This window comes from Rhodococcus sp. NPDC056506 (assembly GCF_042794945.1).
Taxonomy (GTDB): Bacteria; Actinomycetota; Actinomycetes; order Mycobacteriales; family Mycobacteriaceae; genus Rhodococcus_F.
Genome location: NZ_JBHTSW010000028.1, coordinates 15,088 through 28,069 on the forward strand (window position 1 = coordinate 15,088; position 12,982 = coordinate 28,069).

At 62.4% G+C, this 12,982-nt stretch carries 14 protein-coding genes and 1 tRNA gene; 9 read left to right on the forward strand and 6 right to left on the reverse strand.

Translation table 11 applies throughout. From position 1 onward, the window contains the following. The first annotated feature begins 43 nt into the window (after positions 1 to 43). The 4 genes from ACFQ6H_RS20520 to ACFQ6H_RS20535 all read left to right on the forward strand — a co-directional run bounded on the left by ACFQ6H_RS20520 (position 44) and on the right by ACFQ6H_RS20535 (position 3,757). Entirely contained in the window at positions 44 to 1,465 is a 1,422-nt protein-coding gene (locus ACFQ6H_RS20520) for a pseudouridine synthase (RefSeq protein ID WP_378648235.1), read from the forward strand. Positions 1,466 to 1,476: 11 nt separating this feature from the next. Beyond that, positions 1,477 to 2,157, forward strand: a complete 681-nt coding sequence (gene cmk, locus ACFQ6H_RS20525; protein WP_322003065.1) for a (d)CMP kinase — start codon at positions 1,477 to 1,479, stop codon at positions 2,155 to 2,157. Continuing rightward, positions 2,154 to 3,581: a ribosome biogenesis GTPase Der gene (gene der / locus ACFQ6H_RS20530; RefSeq protein WP_007731884.1), complete on the forward strand. Its 1,428-nt coding sequence runs from the start codon at positions 2,154 to 2,156 to the stop codon at positions 3,579 to 3,581. Before cmk ends, der begins: the two co-directional genes overlap by 4 nt. Positions 3,582 to 3,683: 102 nt before the next feature. Next, positions 3,684 to 3,757, forward strand: a tRNA-Pro gene (locus ACFQ6H_RS20535). A gap of 61 nt (positions 3,758 to 3,818) precedes the next feature. Here ACFQ6H_RS20535 and ACFQ6H_RS20540 read toward each other — a convergent pair. Further along, on the reverse strand, positions 3,819 to 4,184 hold the full coding sequence (locus ACFQ6H_RS20540) for a hypothetical protein (RefSeq protein WP_378648237.1): 366 nt from the start codon (positions 4,182 to 4,184) through the stop codon (positions 3,819 to 3,821). Between the two features lie 15 nt (positions 4,185 to 4,199). Next, positions 4,200 to 4,625 carry a hypothetical protein gene (locus ACFQ6H_RS20545; protein ID WP_378648239.1) on the reverse strand — a complete coding sequence of 142 codons (426 nt, stop codon included), beginning with the start codon at positions 4,623 to 4,625 and terminating at the stop codon, positions 4,200 to 4,202. Between the two features lie 338 nt (positions 4,626 to 4,963). On the opposite strand from ACFQ6H_RS20545, the gene ACFQ6H_RS20550 reads away from it, so the two are divergent. Next, on the forward strand, positions 4,964 to 5,419 hold the full coding sequence (locus tag ACFQ6H_RS20550; RefSeq protein ID WP_063316363.1) for a hypothetical protein: 456 nt from the start codon (positions 4,964 to 4,966) through the stop codon (positions 5,417 to 5,419). Here the strand turns inward: ACFQ6H_RS20550 and ACFQ6H_RS20555 are convergent, their stop codons facing one another. The 4 genes from ACFQ6H_RS20555 to ACFQ6H_RS20570 all read right to left on the reverse strand — a co-directional run bounded on the left by ACFQ6H_RS20555 (position 5,420) and on the right by ACFQ6H_RS20570 (position 7,827). Then, positions 5,420 to 5,761 carry a hypothetical protein gene (locus ACFQ6H_RS20555; protein WP_378648241.1) on the reverse strand — a complete coding sequence of 114 codons (342 nt, stop codon included), beginning with the start codon at positions 5,759 to 5,761 and terminating at the stop codon, positions 5,420 to 5,422. 35 nt (positions 5,762 to 5,796) lie between these two features. Then, positions 5,797 to 6,477: a hypothetical protein gene (locus ACFQ6H_RS20560; protein WP_378648242.1), complete on the reverse strand. Its 681-nt coding sequence runs from the start codon at positions 6,475 to 6,477 to the stop codon at positions 5,797 to 5,799. 63 nt (positions 6,478 to 6,540) lie between these two features. After that, complete coding sequence (locus ACFQ6H_RS20565) at positions 6,541 to 7,362, reverse strand: class II glutamine amidotransferase (protein ID WP_378648244.1); 822 nt, start codon at positions 7,360 to 7,362, stop codon at positions 6,541 to 6,543. Between the two features lie 21 nt (positions 7,363 to 7,383). Further along, complete coding sequence (locus ACFQ6H_RS20570) at positions 7,384 to 7,827, reverse strand: hypothetical protein (RefSeq protein ID WP_165639298.1); 444 nt, start codon at positions 7,825 to 7,827, stop codon at positions 7,384 to 7,386. Positions 7,828 to 8,169: 342 nt separating this feature from the next. Here ACFQ6H_RS20570 and ACFQ6H_RS20575 point away from each other — a divergent pair, with 342 nt between their 5' ends. From ACFQ6H_RS20575 to pepN, 4 genes are all read left to right on the forward strand, one after another. Further along, entirely contained in the window at positions 8,170 to 8,913 is a 744-nt protein-coding gene (locus tag ACFQ6H_RS20575) for a hypothetical protein (protein ID WP_378648246.1), read from the forward strand. A gap of 17 nt (positions 8,914 to 8,930) precedes the next feature. Continuing rightward, positions 8,931 to 9,524, forward strand: coding sequence for a class F sortase (locus ACFQ6H_RS20580; protein ID WP_378648248.1), 594 nt, complete (start codon positions 8,931 to 8,933; stop codon positions 9,522 to 9,524). A 93-nt stretch (positions 9,525 to 9,617) separates the two neighbouring features. Then, positions 9,618 to 10,418, forward strand: a complete 801-nt coding sequence (thiD, locus tag ACFQ6H_RS20585) for a bifunctional hydroxymethylpyrimidine kinase/phosphomethylpyrimidine kinase (RefSeq protein ID WP_317829079.1) — start codon at positions 9,618 to 9,620, stop codon at positions 10,416 to 10,418. A gap of 48 nt (positions 10,419 to 10,466) precedes the next feature. Continuing rightward, the gene (gene pepN / locus ACFQ6H_RS20590) at positions 10,467 to 12,950 is read left to right on the forward strand and encodes an aminopeptidase N (protein ID WP_378648250.1); all 2,484 of its coding nucleotides are present in this window, start codon (positions 10,467 to 10,469) and stop codon (positions 12,948 to 12,950) included. The last annotated feature ends 32 nt before the right edge of the window (positions 12,951 to 12,982 follow it).

The following is a 12,982-nucleotide window of genomic DNA, read 5'->3' on the forward strand; positions in this document are numbered from 1 at the left end:
CCCGACCACGCTCGGGAAACAGTAGAAAACTGACAGGAAAAAAGTGAACAATCCCGCTCGCCGAGATGGCACACCGGACCGTAACAACTCCCGCGACAACCGCGGCGCACGCAGCGATGCACCTCGTGGTGGTCGCAGTGACGCCCCCCGCGGCGCACGTAGCGAAGCGCCCCGTGGTGGACGCAGCAACACTTCCCGCAGTACCTCCGGATACGACCGCAACGCCGGATCCGACCGTCCCCGCACGGACGACCGTCGCGGTGGATTCAATGATGACCGTCGCCCGCCGCGCAGTGATGACCGTCGCCCGCCGCGCAGCGATGACCGTCGCCCCGCACGCACGGACGACCGCCGTGGCGGTTACAACGACGATCGGCGCGGCCCGCGCACGGACGATCGCCGCGGACCGCGCAGCGACGACCGTCGTACTCCCCACGTCGACGCCCGCCGCGCACCGCGTGGCGGCGCTGACCGTCGTAGTGACGATCAGCGCGGCGCACGCCCCGAGGCTCCTCGCGGCACTGCCTGGGCAAACGCTCCTCGCGGATCCAAGTTCGACGGACCTCCGCGCAAGCGTCCGGCAGCCCCGACACCGGCTGCAACCAACAAGCGTGGCAAGCCGAAGACCGAGAAGCCGCAGCGCGTCGTCTCTCAGAACCCATTGGTGTCCAACGCCAAGCCGGCGCGTCATCAGCACGCCGAGATCACCAAGCACGACGGCCCGCCGAAGGGCGACGGCGTCCGTTTGCAGAAGGTGCTGGCTCAGGCCGGCGTCGCATCACGCCGTGCAGCTGAAGAGCTGATCGATCAGGGTCGCGTCGAGGTCGACGGCCGCATCGTGGTCGAACAGGGTCTGCGTGTCGACCCCGAGAACGCAGTGGTTCGTGTCGACGGCGTCCGTGTCGTCGTGCAGAAGGACCTCGTCTACCTCGCGATGAACAAGCCGCGTGGCTGGCAGTGCACCATGTCCGACGATCTCGGTCGTCCGTGCGTCGGTGACATCGTCTCCGAGCGCGTTCAGTCGGGTCAGCGGCTCTTCCACGTCGGCCGTCTCGACGCCGACACCGAAGGCTTGCTCCTCTTCACCAACGACGGCGACTTGGCTCACCGCCTGATGCACCCGTCGTTCGAGGTTCCGAAGACGTACCTCGCCACGGTTCACGGCGTTGTCGAGCGCAGCACCGGCAAGCAGTTGCGCGACGGCGTCACCCTCGACGACGGTCCGGCCAAGGTGGACGCGTTCACCGTGCTCGAGATCAACGAGGGCAAGACGCTCGTCAAGCTCGTTCTGCACGAGGGCCGCAAGCACATCGTGCGTCGCCTCCTCGATGCCGTCGGTCACCCCGTTGTCCGTCTGGTTCGCACCAACGTCGGAGTTGTCGCTCTCGGTGATCAGCGTCCGGGAACGCAGCGCGTCCTCGGACGTAGCGAGGTCGGTGGACTGTACGAGGCGGTCGGCCTGTGACCGATTCGTCCATGCCGCTGGTAGTCGCTATGGACGGACCGTCCGGAACCGGCAAGTCCAGCGTCTCTCGCGCGTTGGCGCAGCGTTTGGGCGCTCGCTACCTCGACACCGGAGCCATCTACCGGATCGCGACCCTGCACGTGCTGCGTCAGGGAATCGATCTGGCGGATTCCGCCGCGATCACGGCCGCCGTTGCGGCGTTGCCGTGGTCCATCGGTACCGATCCGAGCAGCGAGCAGGTGCATCTCGACGGCGCGGACGTCAGCGAGGAGATCCGCGGCGACGCGGTAACCAAGGCTGTCTCCGCGGTGTCGGCCGTACCCGAGGTTCGCGACCTGCTGGTCGCCACTCAGCGTGAGTTGGCGGCCAGTGCGGAGCGGATCGTCGTGGAAGGTCGCGACATCGGAACCGTCGTACTCCCCGATGCAGACGTCAAGATCTTCTTGACCGCATCGGCGGAAACCCGTGCGGCACGGCGCAATACGCAGAATATCGGCCAAGGCCGTGAAGACAATTACGAAGCGGTGCTGGCTGATGTGCAGCGCCGTGACCATCTCGATTCGACTCGGGCAGTGTCGCCGTTGCGCCCTGCCGAGGATTCCATTCTGGTGGATACGAGCGAATTGGGAATTGAAGATGTGATCGCCAAGTTGCTGTTGGTGGTCAGCGACAGAACTGGAGCAGTGCAGTGAGCGACGATCTGGTAACCGAATATGCCGGTGACGGAACTTGGTCCGAGGAATCGGAGTGGGACTACGCCGATCTCGAAGCGGAAGGCGAAGGCGAAGCGCACATTGCCGTCCCGACCTTGGCTGTTGTCGGTCGACCGAACGTCGGCAAGTCGACGCTCGTCAACCGCATCATCGGCCGTCGTGAAGCGGTAGTCGAGGACATCCCCGGCGTCACTCGTGACCGCGTCTCGTATGAGGCGAACTGGGCCGGACGACGCTTCCTCGTCCAGGACACCGGCGGATGGGAACCCGACGCAAAGGGCCTTCAGCAGGCCGTTGCCCGTCAGGCCGAGTTGGCCATGGGAACGGCTGACGCCATTCTCCTGGTCGTCGACGCCGTTGTCGGCGCTACGGCGACGGACGAAGCGGTCGCTCGAGTGCTTCGCCGCTCGAAGACTCCGGTCATCCTCGTTGCCAACAAGGTGGACGACGGACGCACCGAGTCCGAGGTTGCAGCACTGTGGTCCTTGGGCCTCGGTCAGCCGTACTCCGTGAGTGCGACGCACGGACGCGGTACCGGCGACCTGCTCGACGAGGTTCTCGAGAAGCTGCCGGAAACCCCGCGTGAAGGTATCCCCGGCGGCGGCCCGCGTCGTGTTGCTCTCGTCGGAAAGCCGAACGTCGGAAAGTCCAGCTTGCTCAACAAGCTGTCCGGTGACGAGCGGTCCGTCGTGCACAATGTTGCCGGCACCACCGTCGACCCGGTCGACTCCATCGTCGAACTCGGCGGGCGCCCTTGGCGTTTCGTCGACACGGCTGGTCTGCGCAAGCGCGTCAGCCATGCCAGCGGCGCGGAGTTCTATGCGTCGCTGCGTACGAAGAGCGCGATCGAGGCCGCTGAGGTTGCGATCCTGCTGATCGACGCGCACGAGCCGATCACCGAGCAGGACCTGCGTGTTCTGAGCATGGTGGCCGACACGGGTCGTGCATTGGTGATCGCATTCAACAAGTGGGACCTCGTGGACGAGGACCGTCGACTCATGCTGGACAAGGAAGTGGACCGCGATCTGGTCCGCGTTCCGTGGGCTCAGCGAGTCAACATCTCCGCCCACACCGGTCGCGCCGTGGCGAAGCTCGTGCCGGCTCTCGACACGGCTCTGGAGTCCTGGGACAAGCGCATCCCCACGGGTCGCCTGAACACCTGGCTCAAGGAAGTTGTGGCAGCAACGCCGCCTCCGATGCGTGGTGGTCGCCTTCCTCGCATCATGTTCGCGACGCAGGCAAGCACGCGCCCGCCGACATTCGTTCTCTTCACCACGGGCTTCCTCGAGGCCGGCTACCGCCGCTTCATCGAGCGGCGTCTGCGTGAAGAGTTCAACTTCGATGGCAGCCCGATCCGCGTATCCGTGCGAGTGCGCGAGAAGCGTGACCGTAAGGGCCGCTGATTCTGCGTCCAATTTGGTACTGAAACGGCTCTGACCAGCCGATTGGTACTTCGGCCCGTCCCTGATGTAATCTTTCCAAGCGCCCGAAACAAGGGCGTGGGACGGGCTGTGGCGCAGCTTGGTAGCGCACTTGACTGGGGGTCAAGTGGTCGCAGGTTCAAATCCTGTCAGCCCGACCGAAGTTAGATCAAAAAGGCAGTTTCTCAGAGATGAGAAACTGCCTTTTTGTTTGTGCCTTCAAAGGTTCGGCAACGGATCATGCGGGAAGTCCTGCGGTGACGTGATCTCCGCGTCGGCAGCGTTCACGACTGCAACATATTCTTCGTCGATCTCGTACGTTATGCCCGCCGCAGTGAAGTGCGGCGTGGACGCAGTATCGACCGGGCCGAGGACGGTCATTCTCGGAAACTGGGTGAGGATCGACCTCGGCACTTTTCTGGACCGAAAGCTCGTCGAGAACACGGTGATCGCCTTTCGGCTTACCACGACAAACACACTCGGTTTCGCGCTCATCAGAACGTCCGCTGGAAATACGTACCGGATCTCGTCGTCTGGACCCAGGTAAGACCGAAGGTGTTCGCGAACATCCGCAGAAACCGGCATGGGCGGAAGGCTAGCTCAGGTTCGCTGACTGAGGCGAATATTGTGGACGGCAACGATTGCTCCGAAGAGCGCGATCAGAATGGCGCTAAAGATTGCTGCCACCCACCAGGGCGCCGAACCTGCTGTATTCAGCCAGATGGTCAATGCACCGAAAATTGTAGTCGGAATGCCGACGGCACGAGACAGGTCGACGTTCCTTGGATTGACCGGCGGTGTTCTCCACCAATGAAGGCGATGTCCTCGATTCTCACGCAGCATTCGCAGGATGGACCAGACAGTAAGCGGCAGACCAATCGCGAGGATGACCATCCCGCCAATAATCGCCAAAGTGGACCCGTCTCGGAAGTACGTCACGGCACCGCCCACAACACCTGCAAAAACGATGGCCGTGAATACTTTCCACGCGGGGGTTATCGACTGGCCATGCGGTTGTGTTGCCATGCAAGCACCCTTCCACAAAACGTGGTCGAAAACTTCAAGCCTTTTGCGAACGTCGATTGTGCATAAGGGTGACAATCAAACTCGGCAGGCCGTTGACTGCTGCGAGTTTAGCGACGGAGATACCCGGGCTCAGAAGAGGTGCTGCCCCCCATAAGTGGTCGACGACGCGGAGTGTCCCGATCAGGCTCGATACCCAACCCGCGAGTTGAGCACGCCGAACATGGTGTGCCGCTCGCGTTGGGAACGGTCCCACCGCGAGAGGTAATCTCCGCCCCTTTCGAGTTGTAATCGCTTTCTTCTCCGGAGCGCAATTTCGCCTACTGGCATGATCTCTTCGTATGATTGGGATTCGGATCGCGTGGGTTGTATTGGCGGTCGCCACCGGGATTCTGGGATCCGCGACGGCACAGTGGCCGCTGTACGAGATCACCGATTGCGAAATAGGCCTCGGCCCGCTCAGTTCTGCCGATTGTTACCGCTCGATTCACGACTATTTCGGGCGGGAGCTCTTCTTGGTGCTGGCGTTGCCGGTGGCTCTGTGCGTTATTCCAGCCGTGATCCCACGACCATTAGTTTCCTGGATCGTCTCGGCGACAATGCTTTGCGCTGCAGTATTGGGTTTCTTTGCAGCTTTCAGCTCTGATATGCCTTCTCTGCTGTCGATGGTGGGGAGCCTCCCTGCTGCAGTGCTGGCATTGGTACTTGCTGCGGTGCATCAGGGGATCGCATTGCGCAACAAGGGCGCCATTGCGCGTGCGCGCAGTGGGGTTCGCGATACGCAGCCGAGTGAGTGATCAGTCGGGGCTGAAGAACAGTTCCATCGAGATCCAGAACCACGCCACCATTGCCGCCACAGAAAGGAACGCGAGCACCAATGGCAACGCGAATTGCCTGCCGATGCGGCTGGGAATAGTCATAAGTCCGAGAATGACGAACACGGCGGCAGGCGCCGCCCAACTTATCCAGTAGGTGAGCGGTGGGGGGTTGGGGCCGAACGACGTGAACGAACGGTTCGGATAAAGCTGCGGCTGCGGGACATCTGCGACGTGTTGCCACAGGAGTACCAACGGCAGATAGCCGAACAGCCCGAGCAGAAGGCCGACGACGAGTCCCGCGAAGATTCGCTCGCCCCTCATCTCGATGCGCCCGTCGGAATCAACCGGTCCACTGCTTATACGACTTCTGGTAAGTCGTGAGGCTGCATCCGTAGAGCCCACGCCCGGGCCGCAACGAACGTCACGGCCAATACGAGCACCACCAGCAGTATGACTGCAATCCAGGTGGGAGCGGCGGTGGAGAAGCCCAGCTTCCACGCAGTACCGACGCCTGCAGCAGTCGCCGCCAACGCCCCTACCGGAAGTATCACCGCCACCGCTCGTGTGGTGCGAACAGTAAGTCGATCCCCGGCAGCGCGAAGAACTCCGAACACGGCGGCGACCGAAAGGCCATAGGCCAGAAGACCGCTGACGGCGTAGACCAGGAGCGGGGACCATCCCATATCAACCGACCCGGTGAATGCCATGCCGATCAAGACCAACAGGGGCGTCAGCCCAAGCGTGACGCCTGCGAGGCCTGCCACCACAGTTCGAACCAGTCGATTGTCTTGGCCTCCGGAGATTCGCACGCCCGCGAGGCGGAGCACGAACCCGGTCAGCGCGCCCAGAAGGGCGCCGATCACCGCAGCGTCTATCGACCAGTTCCATTGTGATTCACCGGCGAAGCCCGAGATTGTCGTGCCACCCGAAAAAAGTGTGATCGTGGCCGACGCCTGTAAAGACCCCTGTGTCAGCGACGCGGCGACCAAGGCGACGGTCGCCCCGAACAAAGCAAACCCGAGTGCCTGTTTCCACATTACGCCATCTTGACCCATCCGACTCGAGAATGCGGCGCAACAGCAGGTCTTTACCCGCTTTACCTATCTGGGTGGGATCGGCACAAAGGTCCGCATCTCGTCCCGTCCGGGCCGGATGACGCCTGCGGCGGATTCGGGAACCTCGTTCCAGGCGCCAGGAAGGTCGCGCAGAGGCTCGGAGACGACGATTCGGGTCTCCTCGCTCAGATGGTGCAGGGCTTCTACCTCTGGATGGAGCTTGCGCAGCGTGGAAATCTCGGTGGAGAAGAACAACGACCTCGACTGGTGCTCGCTGGAATAGCGAAAGATCCAGGTGGAGATGCCATCCGACGTGGCGACGGTCATCTGAACCGGATTGTCGATTCCCTGAGAGCGAGCCGTGTGCTCGACGAATCCGACGGCCCTCGCGACACCTTCGAACGGATCGTCGGTCAGGCCGAACGTCAGCGCGAGGAAGAACAGAGTTTCCGAGTCCGTCGATCCTTCGAGATCCGGAAAGAGCGACGGATCAATGGCAGTCACCAATTCCCGTTTCATGTCGTGGAATCCGTGTAGTGAACCGTTGTGCATCCACAACCACCGCCGGTGCCGGAACGGGTGGCAGTTGCTGCGCTGCACTGCAGTTCCCGTCGAGGCGCGTATGTGGGCGAACAGCAGAGGGGTACGCAATTGGGAGGTGACCTCGCGCAGGTTCGAGTCGTTCCACGCGGGTTCGATGCTCTTGAACACTGCCGGTTGTGGGCCTTCCCCGTACCAGCCGATTCCGAAGCCGTCGCCATTTGTCGTCGTGGCCCCGAGTTGAGAATGCAGGCTCTGGTCGATCAGCGAGTGCTGTGGCCTGAACAGCAGGTCATGGGCGAGTATCGGTTCTCCCGAATACGCCATCCACCTACACATACTTTCAACTCAAGCAGATCGAGTCGGCGTTGACGATGCGTGCGCCGTGGCGTTCGTCGTCTGGGTGGGCTTCCATGTCGACACCGCCCAGATCACGACGATGTTCAGCGCGATGATGAGAGTCGACCACCAGGGGTAGTACGGCAGCCACAAAAAGTTCGCGATGATCGAGATCGCGCAGATCACGACGGCCGACACTCGCGCCCAGGCCGCTCCGGTGAACAGTGCGAGCCCGACGAGAGCGACGAGCGCGCCCAGCACGAGATGGATCCAACCCCACGTCGTCAGGTCGAATTGATAGACGTAGTCGATCCCGACTACGAACACTTCGTTTTCGGCGACGGCAGCGAGTCCCTGGAAGAACTGCACGATGCCGACCGTCACCAAGATGACGGCTGCCCCGATCGATGTTCCTACCGCGAAACCCTGCTTGACTGACGTTGTATCCGACATGACGGTTTCCCTTGATTCGGTGGGGGCGACCGGACACGTGCCCGGCACGCTCGTTGTAGTGATCGTTGTTCCACCGGCTGACCGCTATGAAACGGAAATACCTGTCCAATGCGGTGAGAAATCAGTGCGTCCTGCTCCGATGTGCGGGTGAAATGTAACTTCTGGCCCCTGTGGATGCGATGTATCCCTTGCCGGAACGCGTGTGCGGAGGAATTGCTCGTAACCGAAGTTCACAGAAAACAAGAAGAATTCGGCACGGAATTCGACCTATTTGTCCAGCTGTACTGGTATTTTGACTGTATTGACCGGAAGCTACGGTCCGCGGAAAAGAGTAGCGAGAGAATGACGATCTTCGGCAGGCGTACCGCGGGCATCACCGCGACGGCCTTCGTCTTGGCGACCGTTGTGCCGACAGCACTCCCCGCGGTGGGATCGGCTGCCCCCGTCGCGCTCACCCGCGCGTGCAACTCGGAAATCAACGAAAATTCGATGTCACTCGATCCGGCCGTGATCGACGGTTGGTACGACATCTCGACTGGTTCACCGGGAACGAAAATCAACTCGATCGAGGCATGGAGAACCGTGCCCGGAGACATCCTCGAGTTTCGCGCGTCGGTGACGATCAGAGCCCACGGTAGCCCCGTCCGAGGCACGCTTCGGATCGACGGCGCCGGCTTGACCGGAGATCAGGATTTGATCTCCAGAATGACGTTGACCCAAGATCTCGGCCGGTCAGGATCAACGGTCACCGACGCTGACGACGGTTCGGTCATCCCCGTACGTGCCAAGCTCGCCTTCGATGTCGCCACTCCGGGCCAGGTAGCCCAGAATCGGACAGTCAACCTCTCTGCGGTCAAGATTGTTTTGAGCGGCGACACTACCGATCCGGAAGGTGAATGCCCTGGTCCCGGCCCAGGCCCAGGCCCAGGCGGTGGCGGGAACGGCGGTGGCGGGAACGGCGGTGGTGACGGCGACAACGGTTCCGGCGGGGGCGTCGGGGACAACGGAGGCGCGCTTCCCGGTCGCGACGTCGGAAACCGCGTTCCGATTTCCCAGGTCCCGTCCGGCCCGATTTCTCGTCCGTGACAGCGACACACGGATCTGTGATCCGTCGGATATGCGTCGCTGCGGCAGTGGCAACGATGTTTCTGGTCGGCGGATGTTCCGACGACGGGAACTCGCCGACTCGAGTCCTCGCGACCGGCCAGGAAGATTTGCCGCCGGCAGTTCGCGCCGCAGTCGACAGTCCGGATGTCCCGAGCACGCTGCGCATAGGCGACAGCACCGCTGACATCCTGCCGATCAAAACGACGACGGACGGCTCGCTCGTTCCGCCAGAGGACGTCAACGAGATCGGGTGGTGGGCGGACTCGGCCTTTCCCGGCTCCGGCGCGGGCACCGTGGTGATCACCGGCCACATCAACGACATCTATCAAGGCGACGGTTTCGGGAAGAAGTTCTCCACCTTGGACATCGGCTCGATCGTGACCGTTACGGGCGCCGGGGGACAAGTCTGGAACTACCGCATCGATACGGTCGATCACTACGGCAAGGACGGCGAGCTGCCGGTCGAGCGATTGAACACTCTCGACGGACCCGAGACCATCGCTCTGATCACCTGTGGTGGCGAATTCGTCGGTCCGCCGTTCGGGTACGAGGACAACGACGTCGCGTGGGGGACCCCGGTGGCCGCATAGGCGAAAACTCGACGTCGGGCCGGTTGATAAACTGGGCCCCGCGTTCGTGGCCATCCACGCGCGTTTCGAAAGTCCGAAGAAGGAGATTGTGCTGTGGTTGACCTCGCCTATGTCATCGCTGGGTCCGAAGCGACTGGCGGTGCCGGCCTGCAGGTCGACCTGAAGACGTTCCAGGCATTGGACGTCTACGGCGTAGCGACCACCACGTGCATCGTCTCGTTCGATCCCAAGAACAACTGGGGTCATCGCTTCGTGCCCATCGCTCCTGACGTGATCGCTGATCAGATCGAGGCTGCCACTGCGGCTCACGATCTGGACGTCGTCAAGATCGGTATGTTGGGCACGCCCGCCACCATCGAGGTTGTGGCAGAGGGATTGCGTCGGCAGTCCTGGCGCCACGTCGTCCTCGACCCGGTCCTGATCTGCAAGGGCCAGGAGCCCGGTGCGGCTCTCGATACCGATACGGCACTTCGTGATTCGATCCTGCCGCTTGCCACTGTCGTCACACCCAACCTGTTCGAGGCACGCACCCTCGCCGGAATGGACAGCATCGAGAGCGTCGACGAGCTCATCGAAGCCGCACGTCGTATCCACGACCTGGGACCCAAGTACGTGCTCGCAAAGGGCGGGGTCGAACTTGCCGGTGGCGACGCTGTCGACGTGTTGTTCGACGGGACCGACGTGACGGTTCTCTCCGCCCCCAAGGTCGGCGAAGAGCGCGTCTCGGGCGCCGGTTGCACGCTGGCCGCCGCGGTGACCGCCGAACTGGCAAAGGGCGCCGACGTGGGAGAAGCCGTCGCTCTGGCCAAGAAGTTCGTCACTGCGGGCATCGAAGGCCGCGTCTCGGCACACACGCCGTTCGACACCGTCTGGCAGGGCGCTTTCAAGGGATAGGCACACTGCGGCTCACATCGCCGCGCGCGGCCTGGCAGGATCGAGTGCGTGAGTACTGCGAACCTGAATCGAAGCGAAGTCGCCGAACGATCTCGAACCATCGACGTCACCGGGTACCGGGTGGAGTTGGATCTGCGATCGGCGGCGGACCCCGCCTCGAAGACCTTTTCGACCGTCACGACAATTGATCTGACGTCGTCGGCGGAGTCCACGTGGCTCGACTTCATCGGTGCTGCAGTCGATTCCGTAGAGGTCGACGGTGCGTCGATTCCGGTGGAGTACGACGGATCCCGGATTGTGCTGCGCGGACTCGGCGGATCGAACGTCGTTCGGGTGGCAGCACACGGCCACTACAGCCGTTCCGGCGAAGGGCTGCACCGATTTGTCGACGACGCCGACGATCAGACGTATCTGTACACGCAATACGAGCCCGCCGATGCCAGACGTGTTTTCGCCTGCTTCGAGCAGCCGGACCTCAAGGCGCCCTTCACATTCGAGGTGACAGCACCTGACGGCTGGGAAGTCCTGTCGAATCAGCCCGCGACACAGACTCTCTCCGTCGACGGTGCGCAACGCGTCATTTTCGCACCGACGCTGCCGATCTCGACTTACATCACCGCGATCGCGGCCGGGCCGTATCACCGCGTGGCCTCGTCGTGGAGTCGCGGCGAACTCACTGTCGAGTTGGGCGCTTTGTGCCGGGCGTCGTTGGCTCCTCATCTCGATGCAGACAACGTTTTCGACATCACCCGTCAGGGGCTGGACTTCTACGCCGAGCACTTCGACTATCCGTATCCGTTCGGTAAGTACGACCAGATCTTTGTCCCCGAGTACAACCTCGGCGCCATGGAGAACCCGGGCCTGGTGACCTTCACCGAGGCATACGTGTTCCGCGGCACCGCAACCGACGAGCAGCATCAGCGTCGCGCAAACACGATCCTGCACGAAATGGCGCACATGTGGTTCGGCGATCTCGTGACCATGGTCTGGTGGGACGACCTGTGGCTCAAGGAATCTTTCGCCGATTTCATGGGATCGCTGGTCAGCGCCGAAGCCACTCGCTTCACCGATGCCTGGGTCGCCTTTGCCATCAAGCGGAAGGCGTGGGCGTACCTCCAAGATCAGCTGCCGACCACGCATCCCATCGTCGCCGACATCGTCGATCTCGAAGCCGCGAAGCTGAACTTCGACGGAATCACCTATGCCAAGGGTGCCAGTGTCCTCAAACAACTTGTGGCGTTCGTCGGGCGTGACGCGTTCTTCGAAGCGGCACGCCGGTACTTCAAGGCTCACGCGTACGGGAACACCACGCTGGTCGATCTGCTCGATGTGCTCGCGGAGACTTCCGGGCGCGATGTGCGCGAATGGGCCCGAATCTGGTTGCAGACCACCGGGGTGTCCACGCTGTCGCTCGACGGAACCGATGTGGTCCAGACGGACCCGAGGCCGCATCGGCTCGCAGTCGGAATCTACGACTACAACGAGTCCGGAGATCTTGTTCGCACCGAACGCGTCGAACTCGACATCACCGAATCCCGGACGTCTGTCAATCTTCCGCCCGGAGCGCTCACACTGCTCAACGACGAAGACCTCACGTACGCGAAGGTGCGATTGGACGCGGAATCTCTGTCCACGGTCGAGACATCACTGGACCGCGTGAGCGATCCGCTTGCGCGCGGGGTGATCTGGTCGTCGCTGTGGAACTCGGTGCGTGATGCGCAGCTCTCGGTGTTCCGGTACCTCGACATGGTGGAACGATTCGCTCCCGCTGAGACAGATCTTGCAATTCTCAGCTCGATCCTGACCGATGCCCACTACGCGGTTCTTCACTACGTTCCGAAAAGCTTGCGGCCCAATGTAAGTGCAGGCTGGTTGGAAACGACCTGGAAGGCGGTGTTCGAAGCCGAACCGGAGTCCGGAAGACAGCTGGCATGGGCACGGGCTCTGTCGGCCGCTGCAGCGGTCAACGATGCTCGCGCCGACGAGTTGCGGTCGATACTCGACGGCAACTGCCCGGGGCCGGTCGGACTGGCTCTCGATCCTGATCTGCGGTGGGCATTGTGGATCGCCCTGTCGGCGATCGGCCATGCGAGTGTGAGCGACTTCGACGGTGAGCTGAGCAAGGACAGCACGTCGGCGGGTCGAACGGCGTACGTCCGCGCTGTGGCGTCGATTCCCGATGCCGCGACCAAGGCGGCTGCCTGGGCGTCGGCGACCACTGACGGCTCACTCTCCAACGACCGCCTGGATGCGACGATTGCCGGATTCCGTTCGGGCACGGACGCGTCATTGATCGAGGGATATGCGGACGAGTACTTCTCGTCTCTGGGGAAGTGGTGGTCGGAACGCAGCATCGAGATTGCGCGACGGTTGGTGAACGGGCTCTTTCCGGCAGCCGAAGATACTTCTGCGGTCGATGCCTGGATCCAGGCCAATGAAGGTGCGCCCGCGTCGCTGCGGAGGCTGGTTCTCGAGCGGCGAGATCACCTGGCCCGGGATCTGCGTGCACAGGCGTCGAACGCGGTGATCTGAGGCCATCAGCTCCGAAATGTCCTGTTCTTGGA